Annotated in this window: 18 protein-coding genes and 1 pseudogene; 10 read left to right on the top strand and 9 right to left on the bottom strand. The window is 32.8% G+C overall.

Annotated features, from left to right (window positions below; translation table 11 throughout):
- Positions 1–113 precede the first annotated feature (113 nt).
- From QZ357_RS02865 to QZ357_RS02840, 6 genes are all read left to right on the top strand, one after another.
- Positions 114–3,851 (top strand): DNA-directed RNA polymerase subunit beta, encoded by a 3,738-nt coding sequence (locus tag QZ357_RS02865; RefSeq protein WP_290771571.1) that lies wholly within the window; start codon positions 114–116, stop codon positions 3,849–3,851.
- A 92-nt stretch (positions 3,852–3,943) separates the two neighbouring features.
- A complete protein-coding gene (rpoC, locus tag QZ357_RS02860; protein WP_290771652.1) occupies positions 3,944–7,603 on the top strand; it encodes a DNA-directed RNA polymerase subunit beta' in 3,660 nt (1,219 codons plus the stop codon).
- Between the two features lie 82 nt (positions 7,604–7,685).
- On the top strand, positions 7,686–8,927 hold the full coding sequence (locus QZ357_RS02855) for a homoserine dehydrogenase (protein ID WP_290771569.1): 1,242 nt from the start codon (positions 7,686–7,688) through the stop codon (positions 8,925–8,927).
- 24 nt (positions 8,928–8,951) lie between these two features.
- The gene (locus QZ357_RS02850) at positions 8,952–9,431 is read left to right on the top strand and encodes an ACT domain-containing protein (RefSeq protein WP_138269356.1); all 480 of its coding nucleotides are present in this window, start codon (positions 8,952–8,954) and stop codon (positions 9,429–9,431) included.
- A gap of 193 nt (positions 9,432–9,624) precedes the next feature.
- Positions 9,625–10,110, top strand: a complete 486-nt coding sequence (locus tag QZ357_RS02845; protein WP_290771565.1) for a DUF4352 domain-containing protein — start codon at positions 9,625–9,627, stop codon at positions 10,108–10,110.
- A 545-nt stretch (positions 10,111–10,655) separates the two neighbouring features.
- Positions 10,656–11,177 carry a VanZ family protein gene (locus QZ357_RS02840; protein ID WP_290771563.1) on the top strand — a complete coding sequence of 174 codons (522 nt, stop codon included), beginning with the start codon at positions 10,656–10,658 and terminating at the stop codon, positions 11,175–11,177.
- A gap of 10 nt (positions 11,178–11,187) precedes the next feature.
- Here the strand turns inward: QZ357_RS02840 and QZ357_RS02835 are convergent, their stop codons facing one another.
- Complete coding sequence (locus QZ357_RS02835) at positions 11,188–12,075, bottom strand: DMT family transporter (RefSeq protein WP_290771561.1); 888 nt, start codon at positions 12,073–12,075, stop codon at positions 11,188–11,190.
- A 232-nt stretch (positions 12,076–12,307) separates the two neighbouring features.
- Here QZ357_RS02835 and QZ357_RS02830 point away from each other — a divergent pair.
- The 3 genes and pseudogenes from QZ357_RS02830 to QZ357_RS02815 all read left to right on the top strand — a co-directional run bounded on the left by QZ357_RS02830 (position 12,308) and on the right by QZ357_RS02815 (position 13,575).
- Positions 12,308–13,048 (top strand): annotated as a pseudogene (locus tag QZ357_RS02830) (tyrosine-protein phosphatase).
- Between the two features lies 1 nt (position 13,049).
- Entirely contained in the window at positions 13,050–13,283 is a 234-nt protein-coding gene (locus QZ357_RS02820) for a hypothetical protein (RefSeq protein WP_290771555.1), read from the top strand.
- A complete protein-coding gene (locus QZ357_RS02815) occupies positions 13,264–13,575 on the top strand; it encodes a YbjQ family protein (protein ID WP_290771553.1) in 312 nt (103 codons plus the stop codon). Before QZ357_RS02820 ends, QZ357_RS02815 begins: the two co-directional genes overlap by 20 nt.
- A 24-nt stretch (positions 13,576–13,599) precedes the next feature.
- On the opposite strand, the gene QZ357_RS02810 is transcribed toward QZ357_RS02815, so the two are convergent.
- From QZ357_RS02810 to QZ357_RS02785, 6 genes are all read right to left on the bottom strand, one after another.
- Entirely contained in the window at positions 13,600–14,073 is a 474-nt protein-coding gene (locus QZ357_RS02810; RefSeq protein ID WP_290771551.1) for a hypothetical protein, read from the bottom strand.
- An 11-nt stretch (positions 14,074–14,084) separates the two neighbouring features.
- Positions 14,085–14,984 (bottom strand): UDP-N-acetylmuramate dehydrogenase, encoded by a 900-nt coding sequence (gene murB / locus QZ357_RS02805; protein WP_290771549.1) that lies wholly within the window; start codon positions 14,982–14,984, stop codon positions 14,085–14,087.
- An 11-nt stretch (positions 14,985–14,995) separates the two neighbouring features.
- On the bottom strand, positions 14,996–15,916 hold the full coding sequence (locus QZ357_RS02800; RefSeq protein WP_290771547.1) for a DMT family transporter: 921 nt from the start codon (positions 15,914–15,916) through the stop codon (positions 14,996–14,998).
- 183 nt (positions 15,917–16,099) lie between these two features.
- Positions 16,100–17,983: a fructose-specific PTS transporter subunit EIIC gene (locus QZ357_RS02795; protein WP_290771545.1), complete on the bottom strand. Its 1,884-nt coding sequence runs from the start codon at positions 17,981–17,983 to the stop codon at positions 16,100–16,102.
- A gap of 17 nt (positions 17,984–18,000) precedes the next feature.
- Entirely contained in the window at positions 18,001–18,903 is a 903-nt protein-coding gene (gene pfkB / locus QZ357_RS02790) for a 1-phosphofructokinase (RefSeq protein WP_290771543.1), read from the bottom strand.
- Between the two features lies 1 nt (position 18,904).
- Positions 18,905–19,654, bottom strand: a complete 750-nt coding sequence (locus QZ357_RS02785) for a DeoR/GlpR family DNA-binding transcription regulator (RefSeq protein WP_290771541.1) — start codon at positions 19,652–19,654, stop codon at positions 18,905–18,907.
- Positions 19,655–20,068: 414 nt separating this feature from the next.
- Here QZ357_RS02785 and QZ357_RS02780 point away from each other — a divergent pair, with 414 nt between their 5' ends.
- On the top strand, positions 20,069–20,419 hold the full coding sequence (locus tag QZ357_RS02780) for a hypothetical protein (RefSeq protein ID WP_290771539.1): 351 nt from the start codon (positions 20,069–20,071) through the stop codon (positions 20,417–20,419).
- Between the two features lie 11 nt (positions 20,420–20,430).
- Here the strand turns inward: QZ357_RS02780 and QZ357_RS02775 are convergent, their stop codons facing one another.
- Positions 20,431–20,949 (bottom strand): hypothetical protein, encoded by a 519-nt coding sequence (locus tag QZ357_RS02775; protein ID WP_290771537.1) that lies wholly within the window; start codon positions 20,947–20,949, stop codon positions 20,431–20,433.
- A 3-nt stretch (positions 20,950–20,952) separates the two neighbouring features.
- A complete protein-coding gene (locus QZ357_RS02770; protein WP_290771535.1) occupies positions 20,953–22,029 on the bottom strand; it encodes an endonuclease/exonuclease/phosphatase family protein in 1,077 nt (358 codons plus the stop codon).
- Positions 22,030–22,070: the final 41 nt, after the last annotated feature.

Here is a 22,070-nt window from a genome sequence, read left to right as displayed (position 1 = left end):
TGATTTTATGCAGTTTAGGACGGAGGAAATAACAGCAAATTGAGTGAATCTTTTATTTGAAATAAGATAATTTTGCTGTGTTTTTCATGTTTAAAATTAAGGAGAGTGGTACAGTGATTCATCCAGAGAAAATTGGTAGAAGAGAAAGAATGAGTTTTTCCAAAATCAAAGATGTTATGGAAATGCCTAATTTGATTTCTATTCAGACAGACTCATACAAGTGGTTTATCGAAGAAGGGTTAAGAGAAGCCTTTTTAGATGTATTCCCAATCAGCGATCCAAGTGAAAATCTTATACTTGAATTTGTTGATTACATCTTGGACGATACCCCTAAATATGAAGTTGAAGAATGTAAAGAAAGAAAAACGAATTATTCTGCTTCTTTAAAAGTGAAAGTTAGACTTGTTGTAAAAGAAGACGGCGAAATAAAAGATGTAAGGGAACAGCATGTTTTTATGGCGGACTTCCCTCTTATGACAAAGACCGGTACATTTATTATAAATGGAGCCGAAAGGGTTATCGTAAGCCAGCTTATCCGTTCTCCGGGAGCATATTTCTCGGTAGAAAGAGATAAATACGGTAAAGAATTATATAACGGACAAATTATCCCTAACAGAGGTGCATGGCTTGAATATGAAAGCGATGCAAGCGATTGTTTGTACGCAAGGGTAGACAGAACCAAAAAAGTTCCTATAACAGTTTTGATAAGAGCTTTGGGACTTGGTACAAATGAAGAAATTATTGACTTTTTCGGTGAAGAAAAAAGATTAATGACAACATTTGAAAAAGACTCTTCAACAAATGTAGATGAAGGTCTTATTGAAATATATAAAAAATTAAGACCGGGAGAACCCGAAAGTGTCGATTCGGCAAAGGGTTTATTTATCCCTATGTTCTTTGACCAAAGAAGATATGACCTTATGATGGTCGGAAGATTTAAATTAAATAAAAAATTAGCACTGGCTACAAGAATTACTGGACAATATGCATTTAAAGATATAGTTAACCCTCTAACGGGCGAAATATTGGTAAACAAAGATGAAATTATAGATGAAAAAACTGCATGGGAAATTCAAAACAGCGGTATTAATACTGTTGAGGTTAAAGTTTCTGAAGATAAAGGCTTTAAGGTTATAGGTAACGGAGTTGTTGATATTAATAAATATGAACTTCCTTTTGACGTAAGTGACCTTAATATAGACGAAATGGTTAACTTTAAAGTTTTAAATGAAATTTTGGAATCAGAAATTTCAAATGAAGAGAAAAAGGAACAGATAAAGCTCAGAATGAGTGAGCTTCTTCCAAAACATATTACCGTTGAAGATATTTATGCATCAATAAGTTATAATCTCGGATTTGACCACGGTATAGGAACTCTTGATGATATTGACCATTTAGGAAACAGAAGAATACGTTCTGTCGGTGAATTGTTGCAAAACCAATTCAGAATCGGATTGTCAAGACTAGAAAGAACCGTAAAAGAAAGAATGATTTCTTTCGATCCGGAAGAAGTAACTCCTTCAAGTCTTGTTAATGTTAAGCCCGTGAATGCGGCTTTGAAAGAATTTTTCGGTTCTTCTCAGCTATCGCAATTTATGGATCAAACGAACCCACTCGGAGAGCTTACACATAAGAGAAGATATTCTGCCCTTGGTCCAGGCGGGTTATCAAGAGACAGAGCCGGATTTGAAGTAAGAGACGTTCACCATTCTCATTACGGAAGGGTTTGTCCTATTGAAACCCCTGAAGGTCCTAATATCGGTCTTATCGGTTCACTTGCTACGTATTCGAGAGTAAACAAATATGGCTTTATAGAAACTCCTTACAGAAAAGTAGTTGACGGCAGAGTAACAGGAGATATTGAATATATCCCTGCTGATGAAGAAGGTAAGTACACAATAGCTCAAGCCAATGAGCCTTTGATGGATGACGGTACATTTAAGCATAAGAAGGTAACCGGTAGAGCAGGTGTGGAAAGAGATTTCGTTACGGTAGAAAAAGAAAAAGTTGATTATATGGATATTTCTCCTAAACAAATCGTTTCTGTTGCTACAAGTATGATTCCTTTCCTTGAAAATGACGATGCTAACAGAGCCTTAATGGGTGCGAACATGCAGCGTCAGGCTGTTCCGCTTCTAAAACCTCAGGCTCCTATGGTTGCCACAGGGATAGAACACAGAGCTGCAAAAGACAGTGGTGTTTGTGTGGTAAGTGAAGTTGACGGAGTTGTTAAAAGGGTTACTGCTACGGAAATTATCATCACCGATGATGATACAAAACAAAATGTAAAATATAAATTACTTAAATATAAGAGAACAAACCAAAATACCTGTATTAATCAAATTCCTATTGTTAAACTTGGCGACAGAGTTAAAAAAGGCGAAGTTATTGCCGATGGACCATCGACAGAAAATGGGGATTTATCACTTGGTAGAAATATATTAATCGGATTTATGACTTGGGAAGGTTATAACTACGAAGATGCGATTATAATAAATGAAAAACTTGTAAAAGAAGATGCTCTTACATCAATTCATATAGAAGAATTTGACTGTGAAGCAAAAGAAACGAAACTCGGAAGCGAAGAAATTACGAGAGATATTCCTAATGTCGGAGAAGACGCACTGAGAAACCTTGACGAGAGAGGGGTTATAAGAGTAGGTGCGGAAGTAAAATCTGACGATATACTTGTAGGAAAGGTTACTCCGAAAGGAGAAAGTGATCCTACTGCGGAAGAAAAACTATTACGTGCTATTTTCGGTGAAAAAGCAAGAGAAGTAAGAGATACTTCGCTTAAAGTTCCTCATGGGGAAAAAGGTGTCGTAGTAGACGTTAAAGTATATACAAAAGAAAACGGTGATGAATTAAAGCCGAATGTAAATAAACTTGTAAGAGTTTATATTGCAATAAAAAGAAAAATCCAAGTCGGAGATAAAATGGCCGGACGTCATGGTAACAAAGGTGTTATAAGCCGAGTTGTTCCTGAAGAAGATATGCCGTTTTTACCTGACGGAACTCCTCTTGAAATACTTCTTTCACCTATGGGGGTACCGTCTCGTATGAATATAGGGCAGGTTCTTGAAGTTCATCTTGGAAGAGCTTGTAAAGAGCTTGGATGGAATATTGCAACACCTGTATTTGACGGTGCAAAAGAAGAAGATATTATGGAACTTCTTGAACAGGCAGGATGTGACCCTGACGGAAAGGTACAACTTTACGACGGAAGAACAGGAGAGCCTTTTGATAACAGAGTAACCGTAGGGTACATGTACATGTTAAGATTACATCATATAGTTGATGAGAAAATGCATGCCAGAGCAACCGGTCCTTACTCTCTTGTTACACAACAGCCTCTTGGAGGTAAGGCTCAAATGGGCGGTCAGAGATTCGGGGAAATGGAAGTTTGGGCGCTTGAAGCATACGGAGCTGCTCATACACTACAAGAAATACTTACCGTTAAGAGTGACGACGTTTCGGGTAGGGTTAAGACTTATGAATCTATTATTAAAGGAGAAAATATCCCTAAAGCGGGTGTTCCTGAGTCATTCAAAGTTCTCATTAAAGAATTCCAAAGCTTATGTTTGGATGTAAATGTTCTTGGCGAAAGAAATGAAATCATCGAAATAAGGGATGATGTTGATTCTGATTTGGTTACTGATTTAGAACAAGTCGAAGACGGTGCAGATACACAGTTCAGTGAAGTTTTGGAAGACGAAGTTGTATTTGATGAAATGAATGATAATGCCTTTGCAGAATCAAAAGAGAACATCAACAGCGAAGATTTAGATTTCCTTGATAGTGATATTTTAAGTTCTGATGAAGATGATATCGAAGATGAAGAATTTTTATAAAATAAATTACTTATAAAGGAAAATATATTTGGGAGGTACATTCCTTGAAAGAATTTAACGATGTAAATATAGATAAAAAAGAAAATACAAATATGGGTGATATTGATTTTAAATCAATTCAAATAGGTCTGGCATCTAAAGAAAAAATTCTTGACTGGTCATATGGTGAAGTTAAAAAACCCGAAACTATAAACTACAGAACCTCTAAACCCGAAAAAGATGGTTTATTCTGTGAAAAAATATTCGGACCGACCAAGGATTATGAATGTTACTGTGGAAAATACAAACAAATAAGATATAAAGGCGTAATTTGTGACAGATGCGGTGTTGAACTTACAAAATCAAAAGTAAGAAGAGAAAGAATGGGGCATATAGCTTTGGCTGCCCCTGTTACACATATCTGGTATTTTAAAGGTATTCCTAGCAGAATAGGTCTACTTCTTGAAATGTCACCTAAAGAGCTTGAAAGAATTATTTATTTTGCTGCTTATGTTGTTACGGATCCGGGCAATACACCTCTTGACGAAAAGACCGTGTTAACCGAAACCGAATATAAAGAATACAGACAAATTTATGGAAATGAGTTTACAGCCAAAATAGGTGCCGAAGCTGTACAAGATTTGCTTGGGCAAGTGGATCTTGAAAAAGAGAGCAAAGAGTTAAAGCAAATTATAGCTACGGAAACTACCAGACAAAAGAAAACAAAAGCAATAAAGAAGTTAAAAATTGTAGAAGATTTTAAAAATTCTAACAATAACCCTCAAGATATGGTTCTTGAAGTTATTCCTGTAATTCCACCGGAACTCAGACCTATGGTTATGCTTGACGGCGGAAGATATGCTACAAGTGATTTGAACGATTTATACAGAAGAGTTATTAACAGAAATAACAGACTTAAGAGATTACTTGAACTTAATGCTCCTGATATTATTGTTCAAAACGAAAAAAGAATGCTTCAAGAAGCAGTAGATGCTTTAATAGACAATGGAAGAAGGGGAAGACCTGTAACCGGACCTGGAAACAGACCTCTTCGTTCTCTTTCTGATATGCTTAAAGGTAAGCAAGGTAGATTTAGACAAAACTTACTTGGTAAAAGGGTTGACTATTCGGGACGTTCTGTTATCGTAGTAGGACCTGAACTTAAAATGTATCAATGTGGTTTGCCTAAAGAAATGGCGATAGAGCTATTTAAACCGTTTATAATGAGAGAGCTTGTAAAAAGAAAGCATTCTTTGAATATAAAATCAGCTAAAAGAATGGTTGAAAGACAAAGTCCTGAAGTTTGGGATGTTCTTGATGATGTAATCAAAGATCATCCGGTTTTGCTTAACCGTGCACCTACTCTTCATAGACTTGGTATTCAAGCATTTGAACCGATTTTGGTTGAAGGCAGAGCGATTAAACTTCATCCTCTTGTTTGTACTGCATTTAATGCGGACTTTGACGGTGACCAAATGGCAGTTCATGTTCCTTTAAGTGTTGAAGCACAGGCAGAAGCGAGATTTTTAATGCTTGCCGCTTATAATATATTAAAACCGCAAGACGGCTCTCCTGTAGTTTCGCCTACTCAGGATATGATTTTGGGATCTTATTATTTGACCATCACACAAGATAATCAAAAAGGTGAAGGAAAAGCATTTTCTTCAATTTCTGAACTTGAAATGGCATATTACAATAAAGAAGTTGAACTTCATGCAAACGTAAAAGTCAGAATGAAGAAAATAATCGACGGTAAAGAACATGTAAAAGTTGTGGAATCTACTGTCGGAAGATTTTTATTTAACCAAATTATTCCTCAAGATTTAGGCTTTGTCGTAAGAGAAACTCCTGCGGATATGTTTAAACTTGAAATTGATAAAGTCGTTGACAAGAAAGTATTGTCTGAGATTGTATATAAATGTTTTACAAGACATGGTGCCGCAAAGACATCTATGGTTCTTGATGACATAAAGAAAATGGGCTTTACTTATTCTACTAAAGCTGCCGTAACTGTAAGTATTTCTGATATGGAAGTTCCTGATGTTAAGCATCAATTGCTTGATGAAGCGGATGAAAAAGTAGAAAAAGTACTTAAAAAATACAAAAGAGGTATGATTACCGAGGCAGAAAGAAAAAGAGAAGTTATTGATATTTGGAATGAAACCACAAATCTTGTAACAAATGCGTTACTTGATAATCTTGACCCATTCAATCCAATCAATATGATGGCTGACTCAGGAGCCAGAGGTAGCAGAAACCAAATCAGACAGCTTGCCGGAATGAGGGGGCTTATGGCATCTCCTAGTGGGGATATTATTGAACTTCCTATACGTTCAAACTTCCGTGAAGGACTTGATGTACTTGAATTCTTTATTTCTTCTCACGGTGCAAGAAAAGGTCTTGCGGATACTGCTCTTAGAACAGCCGATTCTGGTTATTTGACGAGAAGACTTGTTGATGTAAGTCAAGATCAGATAATTAAAGAAGAGGATTGCGGAACCGAACAAGGTTATGAAGTTACTGCTATTAAAGTTGGTAATGATATCATTGAAGACCTTGAAGAAAGAATTAGCGGAAGATATGCTTTTGAAGATGTAATAAATCCTAGTACAGGAGAAGTAATCGTAAATAAAAACGAACTAATCACTTCTGATAAAGCGAAAACAATAGTAGACAGCGGTATTGAAAAAGTAAATATCAGAGCGGTATTTAACTGTAAGAGTAAAATAGGTGTTTGTGCTAAGTGTTACGGTGTGGATTTAACCAGCATGAAGACTGTAAGTGTTGGTGAGGCTGTAGGAACTATTGCCGCACAGTCTATTGGGGAACCGGGTACTCAGCTTACAATGCGTACATTCCATACCGGTGGTGTTGCTTCTGCAGAAGATATTACTCAAGGTCTTCCTAGAATTGAAGAGCTATTTGAAGCTAGAAGACCAAAAGGTCAAGCGATAATATCAGATATTGACGGTGTAGTAGAAATTACAGAAGAAGACGGCCACAGCAAGGTTATAGTAATGAATAATGAAAACGGCGAAGTTTTCGAATATGATATACCTTACGGAGCAAGAGTAAAAGTAAGACAATCAGATAAAATCGCTGCCGGAGATGAAATCACCGAAGGTAGTATTTATCCTGAAGATCTTCTTAGAATTAAAGGTGTGGACGGAGTTCAGAAATATATCTTAACTGAAGTACAAAAGGTATACAGATATCAAGGGGTTCATATTTCGGATAAGCATGTTGAAATTATAATAAGACAAATGCTTAGAAAATATGAGGTTACGGATTCTGGAGAAACAGATCTTCTTCCTGGAACAAGCGTTGATATTTTTGAATTTGAAAATGCAAATGAAAAAGCAAGAAAAGAAGGTAAAGAAGAGGCGAGTGGAGTAAGAAAACTTCTTGGTATTACGAAAGCATCACTTTCAACATCTTCGTTCTTATCTGCTGCTTCATTCCAAGAAACAACAAAAGTTCTTACGGATGCTGCTATCCAAGGTAAAGTCGATCCTTTACTAGGTCTTAAAGAAAATATTATTCTTGGTAAATTGATTCCTGCAGGTACCGGTATTAAAAAGTATGATCTTGAGCTTGTTAAAAATAAAGACGATGATGATCTTTTAAAAGAAATATTGGATGAATTGAACGATACAAATAGTGAGAATTCTTTTGGTATGGATGAAAATTTAACGGTTCACGACATAGAAGAAGATGACTTGAATGAGGATTCAATGTCTTTTGATACAGAAGATACAACCGAAGAAATATAAATAATAATTTAAAATCTACGGCTTTTTTGAGTCGTAGATTTTAGTACATATATAAACGCTAAACATAAATAGGAGAAAATAAATGTCTAAAATAGGATTATTAGGATGTGGAACCGTAGGTACAGGCGTATATGAAATAATAAACGAAAAAAAAGGAAACTTCTTTGAACAGGATGATTACACAATAAAAAAAATCCTGGTAAGAGATACCTCAAAAGAGAGAGAAGGTATTCCAAACGAGTTACTTACGAGTGATGTAGATGAAATTTTAAATGATGAAGAAATATCTCTTATTGTTGCAGTAATGGGTAGCTATGATCAAGAGTATCCGGCTATAAAGACTGCTTTAGAAAAGAAGAAGGATGTTGTAACCGCAAATAAAGAGATTATATCTAAACATATGGAAGAACTTTTGAATATTGCAAAAGAAAACGGTGTTACTCTTCTTTTCGAAGCTTCGGTAGGAGGTGGAATTCCTATTATAGAATCCATTATCGATACTATAAAGATTAATAAAATCAACAAAGTCCAAGGTATTTTAAACGGTACAACAAATTTTATTCTTTCTAAAATGACAAAGGATGAAATGGATTTTGATGATGTATTAAAAATCGCTCAAGATATGGGATTTGCAGAAGCAGATCCAACTGCTGATGTAGACGGCTTCGATATATCTAGAAAGCTTACAATACTTTCATCCCTTTGTTACGGTGCATATATAGATAATGACGATGTATATACCAGAACAGTAAGGAATATATCTTTGGCCGATATTAAAGTGGCAGACGAGTTTGGTTATGTATTTAAATATATGGCAGAGAGTGAGCTTTATGAAGATGATACATTCGGTGCAAGCGTTACTCCTGTTCTTATAGGTAAAGATTTGGTTACGAGTAATGTAAATGACGAATATAACGTAATAAACATTAACGGTAATATAATTGGACAATTATCGTTTTTAGGCAGAGGAGCCGGCAAAGAAGCTACTGCAAATGCAGTTGTGGCGGATGTAATAAAGGTTCTTACAAAATCTGTCCATGACTATACTCATTTGAAATTTGAAAATGAATATAAAAGCTGCGGTATCGAAAGATATAAAAATAAATTTTATCTCAGAGTTTCTGTAAACAGCGAAACAGAATTTGCAAAAGCTGTAGATATAATTTACAGAAATATAGATAACATAAATTTGTCTTATGAAGACGGAAAAATCTTCTTGTTCACAAACGAAATGACCGGTGAATTTATGAGTAATCTTTGTGATAGATTATCACATGTTACCGAAGATGTATTTTACGCAAGAATAATTGAGGATATATTATAATAAGTATAGGAGAAGGTAGACACTATGAGAAAAGATGATAGTATAATAAAGGCCATAACAGTTGATGAAGATATTGCAAAAATATCAGTAATGGAAGTTCCCGATAAACCGGGTATTGCTTTTAATTTATTTAGCAATATAGCTAACGAAGGAATTAAGATTGAAAGTATAACACAGAATGTTAACAGAAGTCAGGTAAATGATATTACATTTACGGTACCTACAGATGAATTTGAAAAAGCGTTTAAAATAACCAGTGATTTTGCCATTGAAGTAGGGGCTACAAAAGTACTTTATGATAAAGGGGTAGCAAAGCTTTCTGTTATCGGTTCTGGAATGGTTGCAAGCACACAAGTTGCAAGTAGGGTTTTTAAAGCTTTATACGAAAAAGGCGTAAATATTCAAATGATTTCTACAAGCGAAGTTAAAATATCATGTGTGATTGAAAAAGATAAAGCAAAAGAAGCTTTAAAACAAATATACAAAGAATTTGAAGTTGAATAATCTAATTGAAAAAGACCTTTAATAAGGTCTTTTTTTGTTAAGTTTTAGTTACTAATCAGTTATTAAAATATTTATGTGAAAAACTGGATTTCTGCCACATAGTAATGTTATAATATAGTTAAATAATGTTAAAGGTTTACATAACTTTTAATTAGCTGATAAGAACTTTTTTGAAGGAGGCTTAGGGGAAATTATGAAAAAATTTTTGTCGGTATTTTTGGTAGTATTGATAGGAGTGTGTTTTTTGTCTGGATGCGGAGAAGAAGAACATAAAAAAGTTTCTTTTAATGTCGGTGAAACGGCCACTTTTGATGATGTTGATTACACATTAACAAAGGTAGAAAAATCAAATGGAGATGATTTTGATCAACCTAAAAAGGGGTACGAATATGTTGTGGTAACTTTAAAAATAGAAAACAAATCAGAAGAAAATATACCATATAGTACTTTTGATTGGAAAATGGAAAATTCCGAAGGACAAATTTCAGAAGAATCTTTGGCTATTATTGACAGTGATACGGCACTTAGTGACGGAGAGTTAAAGCCTGGAGGAAGCGTAAAGGGAACTATAGTATTTGAAGAACCTAAGAAAGACAAAGGATTAAAGCTCCATTATTACGGTAATATATTAAGTGACGAGGCTGAATTTCATTTTGTTTTAAATGGGAAAAATAAATAAAAAAGACCATATAGGTCTTTTTTATTTATTTTTCCGTTATTTAATAATTTATTTATCTTTTTTATTTGCTGTATTTGATAGGTTCAAGTATCAAGCTTGGTATTACAAATAATATATAAGGAATAAACAATATTTCTCTAACCACATATAAAATTGCTCCAGTCAATGTAAATTCAGACTTCTTTAAAAAGAAGGATAAACACATAAATATTGTATCTAATACGATTAATATTATATGGGGTTTAACTAACATAGTTGCAATTGCAGTTCTGTCCTGTTTTGTTGAGCTACCTCTTTATGTCAGTGTTCTGGTGAAATATACAATGATATAAATCATATATGCAAGTTTGTTAAATTAAAAGTTGTGTCGTTAAATATAATTTCTGTAATATATTTTATAATTATTTTCAAGGGTATATTATGCTTATATCTTTTTATAAGTTTATTTTATGTATGTTTATTTATACCTTAATAAACTCTTAATAATAAATGAATATATTATTTAAAAATTCATGATATATTTTATTTATAAAGGAGATATGATAATGAATAAAAAATTAAATATATGGAATATATTACTTTTTTCGATAACGTTATTTTATATTTATTTTTTGATAAGTCAGATTTTATTTAAATATGTTACTTTGGTTGGTCTGTTTGAACAAGGACGATATTTTTCGCAAAGTATCAATATGATACCGTTTAATGATTTATTTAAAGGGGTTTACAACCAGTTAGATGTTTTTGGTAATATAATATTGTTTATTCCTTTTGGACTTATTGTTAAAATATACAAACCTTCATTAAAGTTTAAAAATAGTTTTATTCTATTTTTTATTGTAAGTTTTTCATTTGAAGCTTTTCAGTATATTTTTGCTATAGGAGCAAGTGATGTTACTGATATTATATATAATGTATTTGGCGGTATTTTGGGTATGGGTATTTATAAAATATTAAAGTTTATATTTAAAAAGGAAGATACAGCTAATAAAATTATTATTGTTATGGGAAGTGTTATGCTTATAATAGTCAGTACATTGTTGATACTCATAAGTATTTATAATTAAAAAGAGGTTTTTAATTAACCTCTTTTTTATTTAAAATTTTATTGTTGTTATATAAAAACATTATTATTGATGCAATACATATTATTGTATAACCTACAAAGCTGTATAAATCCGGAATCTGCCCCAGGAAGATAAATGAGAGCAATGTTGCAAATATAATTTGCGAATAATCGTATATTGATATTTCGCTTGCAGGAGCATGAGTATATGCGGCAGTTATAAAAAATTGACCTCCTGATGCGGCTAGTCCCGTCAGCATCAGTATTAGGAATTGATATAAACTCATCGGTACATATTGTATTATCAAAAAAGGCAAGGATACCATGCACGAAAACAAAGAAAAGAAAAATACGATAAAAGGTCCTTTTACTCCTTTTGTACCCAGCTTTCTGACATAGGTATAGGCGGCTCCCGCACACATGCCTCCCAAAATACCTATTATTGCAGGCATAATTGGCATTCCTGTGAATCCCGGTTTTATTACGAATAATGTTCCAAAAAAAGCAAGTGCGACGCAGAATCCTTGAAAGGGTTTGATTTTTTCACTTAATATAAAGTAAGAAAAAATAATTACAAAAAAAGGAGAAAGCTTATTTAACATTGAAGCATCACTTACAAGCATATGATCTATTGCATAAAAGTTGCAAAATATTCCTATTGTTCCAAAAGTCGCTCGTAAAATCAGATCGAATTTTGCTCCTTTTGGTATTTGAAGCTTTATTCCTTGTTTATACATTAATATTAAAGCGAAGAAGAATGCAACGAAATTTCTAAAAAAACTTTTTTGTATGAATGGTAAATCCCCTGCCATGCGGACAAGTACATTCATCATGGCAAAACAAAATGCCGATAAAATAATAAAAAATACACCTTTATTTTTTGAAGATAATTTATTCATTTGATTTTTTCCTTTTTTAAAATTTACGGTTTATTATATCATTTATTGACTGTTTTCACTATATTAGTTTTAAAATATATAATTTATTTTGAATTTTGATATTTTGTGCTTAAATAAGCATAGAAACTTATGATTTTAAATACAACTTAAAAATAATAAAATATAAAAAAATTAAAAATTATATTTTACAAAATATTTTTATGATAAAATACTTTTAAAGAGAGGAAAAACAATGGATATAAGTAAAATACATTTTTCAGGCGAACTGCCTCTTGAAGGAACAAATAATGTACGAGACCTCGGAGGATATTACTGTGATTTGGGCAAAGGTAAAATCACAAAATACCATAAATTCATAAGATCATCCGGACTTTCTTATATTACAAAGAAAGATATTGATTTTCTTATAAGTTACGGAGTAAAAGACGTCCTTGATTTGCGAAGCCAAGAAGAAGCAGAAGCCATGCCAAACAAATTAAAAGACATTGAAGGAATAACTTATTACAATATTCCGCTTAGTATAGAAGATATGGTTGCAGACATAACAAAAGAAGAAAAAAATTTCAATATGCAGGAAGGATACATAAAGCGTATAGAAAGTAAGCACATAATAAAAGGTATCGTAGAATACATAGCAGATAATATAAACGGAAATTTTTTATTTCATTGTACTGCCGGCAAAGACAGAACGGGACTGGTTGCTTCCATATTGCTCGGACTTTGTAAAGTAAGCAGAAGTGATATAAAGGCAAACTATGAAGTATCCCATACATATATGTGAGAAAACAAAGACTTTATGAATGCATATCAAAGAGGAAAATCAAAAGTATTTCTTTCAAAATCAATATACATGGAAAGTGTATATGATTATATAATCAATACTTACGGTACATATAAAACCTATTTAAAAGAATGTGGAATAAAAGAAGAAAAACTCAATAAAATAATAAAATACTTTACAACGGATATATAAAATGAATAAGAATAAGAAAAATAAAAAGAAAATAGCACCTATAATAATCGGTGCATTAATGATAGTTGTATTTATAATATATATTGTTTCAATTGTAATATTGCCTATACCTATATTGATTAAAATAATAGGCTCAGCAATCTTTTTGGGACTGATAGGTTTAATGATATATGTTGTAATTGAAAGAATTAAAGAAATAGAAAAAGGAGAAGAAGATGATCTTAGTAACTACTGAAACAATTTCGGGAAAAGAACTGGAAATGCTTGGACTTGTAAAAGGTTCTTGCATTCAAACAAAGAACTTAGGTAAAGACATAGGACAAACATTTAAAAACCTGGTTGGAGGAGAATTAAAATCATATACGGAAATGATGGATGAATCAAGAGCCCTTGCAACCAAAAGAATGGTAAATGAGGCTGAACAACTGGGTGCCGATGCAATAGTGGCAGTCAAATATGCTTCTTCTGCAGTAATGCAAGGTGCAGCAGAAGTATTTGCATACGGAACAGCCGTAAAGTTCAAATAAAAAAAGAGCTATATAGCTCTTTTTTTATTCACCGTAACCCCAAACCTCTTTTGGTATACTATTTAAATGAGTCAATGTTCTATTTGCATAAAACATCAAACATAAAAATACAAAGTGTATCCCCATTTGTATATAATCAATAGACAATATAGTAATGATAAAATCAATAATGTAAAAGAATATTATAACAGAATAAGCAAACTTTACATTCTTATAACAAAAGAATGCACATGTTCCCATTATTATAACACTTACCCCAACTGCACCGTAAAACATAACAGATAATACAACATTTTGTACATTGTAAAAAAGACGTGCATTGGTAAATAATTGATCTACCAATACAAAATTAAACCAGGTAGCGTCAGTCTGAGTTCTTGCAATCAATAATACAATTTGAAATATCATTGCCAAAAATATAAATATCGGTACAAACGATAATATTTTTGCTCTTCTCTCAAGTTTATCTTTTATAACTTTAAAATCGGCATAATTCATAACAAAACCTCCTAAGCATCTTTACCTATTATCCTTACTTCTTCTTCCAATCTAACATGGTATTTACCGAATACTTCTTTTTTGACATGCTCAATGACCGCAAGAATATCATTAGTTGATGCATTATTTTCATTTATAACAAAACCGGCATGCTTCTTACTGACACAAGCACCTCCGACAGTATAGCCTTTTAATCCCGCTTCATCAATAAGCTTTGCGGCTATATACCCTTCAGGTCTTTTAAACGTACTTCCGGCAGAAGGATCCGAAGGTTGTGTTCTGGTTCTGTAATCCTTAAACTCTTCCATTTTTGCTTTTATTTCTTCTTTACTTCCTTTTTTGAGTTTAATCCTTGCCGATAATACGACATATCCCTTTTCGGATATATTACTGTGTCGGTAACTTAAATCCAACTGCTCCGGTTTTAAGACTTTGATTTTTCCGTTATCAATTACTCTAACATCAAGAAGAACATCTTTAAGCTCGCCACCATGTGCTCCCGCATTCATAAAGATACCTCCGCCAAGACTTCCCGGAATACCGCCGGCAAATTCAAAACCTTCCAGCTCTTTTGCAAGAGCTTTATTTGCAATCAAAGCAAGGGGGGTGCCGGCATCGGCAGTTACAATATTATCTTCTATTTCAAGTCCGGTCAATTTAAAAGTGCTTATAACGACTTTATCGATACCGCCGTCTTTAACTAAAATGTTTGTTCCTCTTCCAAGAATTATATATTCTGTATTATTATTTTCAAAATACTTTATTAGTTCTTCCAACTCCTTAACGGTTTTAGGTAATAAATATATTTTTGCATTACCTCCGCTTCTGAAGTTAGAATGTTTTTTCATCGGTTCATTCAATAAAATATTTTCTTTATCTATAATATTCTCAATGTCTTTTAAAATTTCCATAAAACTCCTTATCAATTACAATCACTTGTATCAACATCAATATCGGATTTTTCTTTTCTTAAAAAAGAAAAATTTGTTTCGGCTAATATCAACGCCGTAAATATTATAACAGCTCCGAATAACATTTGTATAGTAAAAACTTCATTTAGGAAAATAATACCTAAAACAGTACCAAATACACTTTCCATACTCATTAGTATACCCGCATGAGTAGGTGTCGTATACTTTTGAGCAATATTTTGAATCAAAAAGGCTCCTGCAGAAGCAATAACACCAAGATACAACAATGTCGGAAGAGTATTTCCCGAAATATTAAATGTAAAAAGTTCTCCGTTTAAAATCAAAAATACAAATGCAAATATGCCCGCAAATCCCATTTGAATCATACAAAGAATGATTGGATCTTCATCTTTTGAAAACAAACCCACGAAAAAAACATGAAAAGCCCAAAATACAGCGCCAATCAAAGTAATGCCGTCATAAAAATCAATTGAAAAACCTTCATTTGGATTTATAGTAAGAAAAAATATACCTACAATCATAAGCAAAGCGGCTACAAAATTATGCTTTTCTGGCTTATGCTCTCCCACAAACATTGCTATAAAAGGAACGATCGCAACATATACTGCGGTTAAAAAAGCACTTTTACCTGCAGATGTTTCAACTAAACCGTAAGTTTGAAAGGCAAACCCGAGAAAAAGAACAAAACCTATTACAGCACCTTTAATTACCGTTTTAGCTTTTATCAATTTTACTTTATTTATATTTATTATAAACAAAGTAACAAAAGCTATTAAAAAACGTAAAAATATTAATTGAACACCGGTAAGAGAGTCCAGTGTATTTTTTGTAAATATAAATCCGCTTCCCCATATAAGCGCCATTATAAGCAGTGCAAAATCAGCTAAAAAAGATTTATTTTTAATATTCATCAAATTATTACCCCTAAAACAAATATGTGTTTAATTATATCATAAATTAATATAAGACAAAAGTATTTATAAGCTTATATTTTTGCAGTGAATTTTATAGATTAAATAATAAAATTGAATTACATTTACAAAAAATAAAGAACCCGAAGTATTAATTCAGGTTCTTTATTTAAAAGGTTTTTATTATTCATGAACAGGTTTCTTCAGAATTGCAAGAAGTATCATCCCAACCAAAGATCCTGCCAGAAGGGCAATAATATAATATAAAGGGTTACCTATAATGGCAATTACCCAAAATCCTCCATGAGGTGCACGAAGGGTACAATTAAACAACATCGACAATCCTCCAGCAACCCCCGCCCCAATGGCACATGAAGGTATTACTCGCAAAGGATCAGCTGCAGCAAAAGGTATTGCTCCTTCGGTTATAAACGATAACCCCATTACATAATTGGTAAGAGCAGAACCTCTTTCATCTTTTGAAAATCTGTTTTTAAAAAATGTTGCACAAAGAGCAATAGCCAAAGGTGGAACCATTCCGCCTATCATAACCGCAGCCATAATATCATAACTGCCAGTTGTCAAAGAAGCTGTTCCGAAAACATATGCAGCTTTGTTAAACGGTCCTCCCATATCTATTGACATCATAGACCCAAGAACAATCCCCAAAATTACTTTTGAAGATTCTCCCATTGTGTTAAGTCCGTTTGTCATAGCAGTATTAAGAAGGGATACTGGCGGATTTACCACAAAAGTAATAACAGCACCTATCAATAATACTCCAAGAAGCGGATAAATCAAGACAGGCTTCATTCCTTCTACGCTTGCAGGAAGTTTTTCGCAAACTTTCTTAAGTCCGAGCATTAAATATCCGGCAATAAATCCTGCCAATAAAGCTCCCAAAAATCCAGAACCTCCGCTGTTTGCGAGGGCACCGCCCACAAAGCCCGTAACCAGCGCAGGTCTGTCGGCAATACTCATTGCAATATATCCGGCCAATATAGGTAGCATGAACCCAAAAGCAGTATCACCAATGGTTTTCAAAAAAGCCGCAAATGGCGTATTAGAGCCAAATGTTTTTGCACCCAAACTTGCATCGTCAAACAAAAAGGCAAGCGCTATCAAAATCCCTCCGCCTATTACAAAAGGCAGCATATGAGAAACACCGTTCATAAGATGTTTATAGACTTGTCGTCCAAAACTTTCGTTTGCTTCGCTTTCGGCTGTAACCTCGCCACTGTTTTCATATACAGAAGCTTTGCCGCTCATAGCATCATTCAGTAATTGTTCAGCCTTATTAATGCCATTCGCAACTTTTGTTTCAATGACTTTTTTACCGTTAAACCTAGCCATTTCAACTTGCCTGTCTGCTGCTACGATAATACATTTTGCATGTTTTATCTCGTCTTTAGAGAGTTTATTCTTTACACCTCCGGAACCGTTTGTCTCAACTTTTATTTTTATTCCCATTTTACCGGCTTGTTTTTCCAGTGCCTCGGCAGCCATGTAAGTATGAGCAATTCCGGTAGGACAAGCCGTAACGGCAAGAATATCAAAATATTCTTCATTGTCTGATGAAGAATGTTCTTTTTCCTCTTCTTCTTTGAATTTTTCTTTTTCTGCTTTATCAATCATATTTAAAAATTCATCTTTATTCTTTGCATGTATAAGATTATTCCTAAAATCTTCATCCATCAACAATGTTGAAAGACGGCTCAAGACCTCCAGATGTACATTGGCATCGGTATCAGGCGCCGCAATCATAAAAAACAAATAAGCGTCATTCCCGTCAAGTGATTCAAAATTCAGGCCGTCTTTTATAACCATAGCGCTAAGGCCGGCTTTTATAACAGCTTTATTTTTAGAATGAGGTATAGCTACCCCTTCTCCTATACCTGTTGTTCCCTGAGCTTCTCTTTCAAGTACACCCTTCTTGTATTCTTCCTTATCTGATAAATTCCCGCTATTATCCATCAAATCAACGAGAAAATTAATTGCATCAGACTTATTTTTTACATCAGGATTAAGGGCAATTCCTTCCTTTTTTAACAAATCAATAATTTTCATCTAACTCTCCTTTTGTTTTATAACAATTTCATTAAACTTTCTACTTTTTCTTTTTGAGCTATTCCTTCGCTGAAAGCACTTGCACTTCCGGCCGCAATACCGAGCTTCAAAGCTTTTTCATAATCTTTATATCTTTCATACCCACATATAAAGCCGGCCACCATTGAATCTCCTGCACCTACTGAATTTATGACTTTTCCTTTCGGAGAAGAACTTTTATGGACATCTCCTCTTTCATCTACCAAAATAGCACCGTCTTTAGCCATCGAAATTAAAACATTTTTTGCACCCATCTCTCTTAACTTATTTGCATATCTAACTATATCTGAATCACTTTCTATTTTAACGGAAAATAATTCTGCCAATTCATGATGATTAGGTTTAATCAAAAAAGGAGAATATTTTAAAACATTTAAAAGTAAATCTTTTGTTGCGTCAACAACAACTTTTATACCTTTGTCCTTAACCTTTTTCATAATCTTTTCATATATATTATCATTCATAGAAGCAGGAACGCTTCCTGCCAGGACAAGTATATCCTCATTTTCTAAATCTTCTAGTTTATTAAGCAATAAATCTATATCATCTTGTGTAATTAAAGGACCTGTTGCATTTATCTCACTTTCAACATCTGCTTTTATTTTTACATTAATCCTCGTCATACCCTCTTTCAAAGTTACAAAATCATTCTTTATGTTTCTTTCTTCAAGTTTTTTCAAAAATTCTCTGCCGGTAAATCCTGCAACATATCCAAGAGCAGTATTAGCTATCCCCAGTTCTTTAAGCATCATAGAAACATTAATCCCTTTACCTCCTGGATTAATAAACTCCTCTTTTGTTCTGTTTACATCTCCCAAGCCGAATTTATCCAAAACCATAACATAATCCAATGCGGGATTAAATGTAACGGTATAAATCATATTATTCTGCCTCCATTATTTTAGTCTTTTCCTTAAATACAGAATTTACTCCACCAACAGTAATTATTGTCGCATCTTCTATATTTCCAAAGGTTATCGGAGCTATTTTGTTAAATTTGGAAGAATCACTCAAAATAAAAGCTCTCTTACATTTTTTCAAACCGGATTCTTTTACCATTGCTTCTTTGTCTTCATAAGTGGTATATCCGGCATTTATATCCACCCCGTTTGTTCCGAAAAATCCTTTTGTAAAATTATATTTATTTATACTTTGAACCGCTTCAACTCCGGTAACAGAACCTGTTAAAGCTTTTGTTTCACCGGAAAGGATATATACCTTATATCCCATTTTAGACAAGTTTAATGCATGATATACACCATTTGTCACAAAAGTTGCATTTTTAACTTTAATATGCTTTATCATTGTTTCTGTAGAAGTACCTGCATCCAAATAAACAAAATCATTCTCATTTATTAAACCCGCAGCCATTTTTCCTATTGAATCTTTTTCTTCCTTATGAATATTTTTTTTAGTGATAATATCTTCTTCCACATTAATAAAACTGCTGTTTTCTACTCTGATAGCACCACCGTGTACTCTCTTAATTTTACCCATCTTTTCTAATGCTTTAAAATCCCTTCTTGTAGTCGCATCGGAAGAATTAAGTACATGAGTAACTTCTTTTACGGTTATAACACTTTTTTCTTCAAGCATATCAATAATTTTTTCATATCTTTTTTCCGTTAACATATCATCACTTCCTTTTCAAATGTATAATATCATTATAATAAAGCAATGTCAATCATTTTCAATCATAATCAATCAAAACTAATCAATAATTTGCACTATATTATTTTATTTATTACTTAAAACAACTGTATATATCCATATAATCGTAAAATATATAAATAAAAAAGCGACAGATTTTCTGCCGCTTTTTTATTTATATATTTGCTCTATTCCTTATTAGTTAGAATACTTTCTTATGTATAAAACACCTACACAAAAAGTATATATTTTTCACAGAAAAATTTTATTTTGGAATTTTCTTGAAATTATAATAAAAAAGATTGTTTACGCAAAATAAAAAGTATTTTCCTTGCTATCATATAATATTGACATATTATTTTATGAGGTATAAAATTTAGAAAAAAGGAGTTTTTTATGAGCGATATAGTACTTAGAAGCGAAGATATTAATTTAAAGGAACATAAACGCATAAGTAAAAATACAGGCAATATTACGTATGATATGCATTTGGTTGATGATGAAGATACAAAAATGATGGTTAAACAAATGATATATCCGAAAGGTGTTCTTACCCCTTGGCATGTGCATGATTGTGCTCACGGTATGTATGTTTTAAACGGAACCCTTCATACAAATTTAGGCGATTTTGACAAAGGCAGTTTCATTTGGTACAAAGAGGGGTCTAAGGGATTTCATGGAAGCAAAGATGAAGATGTTGAAGTTTTATTTATAACAAACAAAGAATTCAATATAAAATACCTTTAAAAAAGAGCAGGTTATCTGCTCTTTTTTCTTAAATCAATTATTTGAATATTGTATTCTTTTAACTTTTGTAAAAATACATCGTATCCTATATCATCATTTTCTATTTTTAATACAGGGGTGTTGTCAATAAACAGTATTGTTGCCATATTTATTACTCTGCATGAAGTAAATTCAGAAAATGAATAAACATTTCCTTTTGTATCCGTTATTTTGTTATTTTCTACGGTTATTTTTCTGTTTATTGCCTTTTGTACATTGAATAAATTCATAAGTATGACAATTATAAATAATATGTCCCACATAAGTGAGTCTTGAAATATTAAACCTTGTTTGTAAAGGGCAAATGCCGCTACTGTAAATATCAAAATTCCTGTATGAAATACGACTTTTGATTGCGGTTTTTTCATTACAAAATTATTTTCGTCTATCTTTAGGGATTTCTTTTTCACTGTCTTGCTCATATATTTTGTCCACATTGAAAAGCAGATTGCTCCGAGTATTATACCTATTATTGTTGCAATTATGCTCATTTTTTACTTCCTCACAAAATCAATTTCTATTTTTACCGGATTATGATCGGCGTAGTTGAATTTTGTATCTATTGTTTGTGTTTTTTTAAGTTTTATATTTGGTGATAATATAAAGCCGTCAATTACATATAACTGTGTATTTGGACTTTTTTCATTGTATTCTTCATTTAAAAGTCTTGATGTAGGAGTACTGTCATCAACAGCAAAAGTCCAGTCTTTTGAAAATGCTGTTAAGTCAAGTGTTCCCGGAGAAAAATATTTATCGTTTTTTATAGGATATTTGCTGTAATCTGCACCGGGGAAGTTTTGATTAAAATCTCCTCCTGCAATGCAATAATTTCCTTTTTTGTATTCTTCCTTTAAAAAATCTGTCAGTACTTTGGTCTGTGCCTTTTTCCCTTCTCCGTCATCGTAAGCTTCCATATGCAGGTTAACAAGAACTAGTTCTTTATCGCTGTTTTCAATGCTTATTCTTTGAACCAAAAGACATCTTTTAAGTTGGCATACCCTGATTGGATAAGTGAATGCAACGGGTAATGCATATCTTTTTGCATCTTTTACTTCAAAAGGATTTATCGTAACAATTCCGCCTTGAACCTCACCTATGGTATCGGGAATCGGATAGGGAATATATTTACATGAAAAGTTTTTTGCAAAATAACTGCTTCCCTTTAGGTTATCGCTTAAATATTTTACTTGGTTGACACCATATCCTCTTTTGGACTTTTCATCGACTTCTTGTAGCATTACTATGTCGGCATTTGCTTCTTTAATATTATTTCCGATGCCTTTCATGTTTCTTATTACTTTGTCTTTTGATTCTATCCGGGTTCGTTTTCCTCCGTCCATGAAGAAATCGCTGTCTGCGCTGTCATTACAATATCCCAGATTGTATGTCAGTACACTTAAAGATTTATTCAAGTCTATTTTTTTATTGTTATCGTATTTTTTTATTAATTTTGCTTCTTCTATTTGTTCGGGTTTATATTCCGTAATCGTTAGGTATATGACTCCTAAGATTAAAAGAATGATAACCGCGATAATTATATATAATATAAACTTTAAAATAGTTCTTACCACCTTTCTGTATCCTCCTATATTGCTGTTATCATCAATTATAA

This window comes from Anaerofustis sp., from assembly GCF_019420015.1.
In the GTDB taxonomy this organism is placed as follows: Bacteria; Bacillota; Clostridia; order Eubacteriales; family Anaerofustaceae; genus Anaerofustis.
This window is presented reverse-complemented; position numbering and strand designations above follow the sequence as displayed.

Coding starts and splice junctions, on each gene's coding strand:
- QZ357_RS02780 (WP_290771539.1), top strand. CDS start 20,069: ATGAGCGATATAGTACTTAGAAGCGAAGATATTAATTTAAAGGAACAT.
- QZ357_RS02845 (WP_290771565.1), top strand. CDS start 9,625: ATGAAAAAATTTTTGTCGGTATTTTTGGTAGTATTGATAGGAGTGTGT.
- QZ357_RS02850 (WP_138269356.1), top strand. CDS start 8,952: ATGAGAAAAGATGATAGTATAATAAAGGCCATAACAGTTGATGAAGAT.
- QZ357_RS02785 (WP_290771541.1), bottom strand. CDS start 19,654: ATGTTAACGGAAAAAAGATATGAAAAAATTATTGATATGCTTGAAGAA.
- QZ357_RS02800 (WP_290771547.1), bottom strand. CDS start 15,916: ATGAATATTAAAAATAAATCTTTTTTAGCTGATTTTGCACTGCTTATA.
- QZ357_RS02840 (WP_290771563.1), top strand. CDS start 10,656: ATGAATAAAAAATTAAATATATGGAATATATTACTTTTTTCGATAACG.
- pfkB (WP_290771543.1), bottom strand. CDS start 18,903: ATGATTTATACCGTTACATTTAATCCCGCATTGGATTATGTTATGGTT.
- QZ357_RS02835 (WP_290771561.1), bottom strand. CDS start 12,075: ATGAATAAATTATCTTCAAAAAATAAAGGTGTATTTTTTATTATTTTA.
- murB (WP_290771549.1), bottom strand. CDS start 14,984: ATGGAAATTTTAAAAGACATTGAGAATATTATAGATAAAGAAAATATT.
- rpoC (WP_290771652.1), top strand. CDS start 3,944: ATGGGTGATATTGATTTTAAATCAATTCAAATAGGTCTGGCATCTAAA.
- QZ357_RS02820 (WP_290771555.1), top strand. CDS start 13,050: ATGAATAAGAATAAGAAAAATAAAAAGAAAATAGCACCTATAATAATC.
- QZ357_RS02855 (WP_290771569.1), top strand. CDS start 7,686: ATGTCTAAAATAGGATTATTAGGATGTGGAACCGTAGGTACAGGCGTA.
- QZ357_RS02815 (WP_290771553.1), top strand. CDS start 13,264: ATGATCTTAGTAACTACTGAAACAATTTCGGGAAAAGAACTGGAAATG.
- QZ357_RS02810 (WP_290771551.1), bottom strand. CDS start 14,073: ATGAATTATGCCGATTTTAAAGTTATAAAAGATAAACTTGAGAGAAGA.
- QZ357_RS02795 (WP_290771545.1), bottom strand. CDS start 17,983: ATGAAAATTATTGATTTGTTAAAAAAGGAAGGAATTGCCCTTAATCCT.
- QZ357_RS02775 (WP_290771537.1), bottom strand. CDS start 20,949: ATGAGCATAATTGCAACAATAATAGGTATAATACTCGGAGCAATCTGC.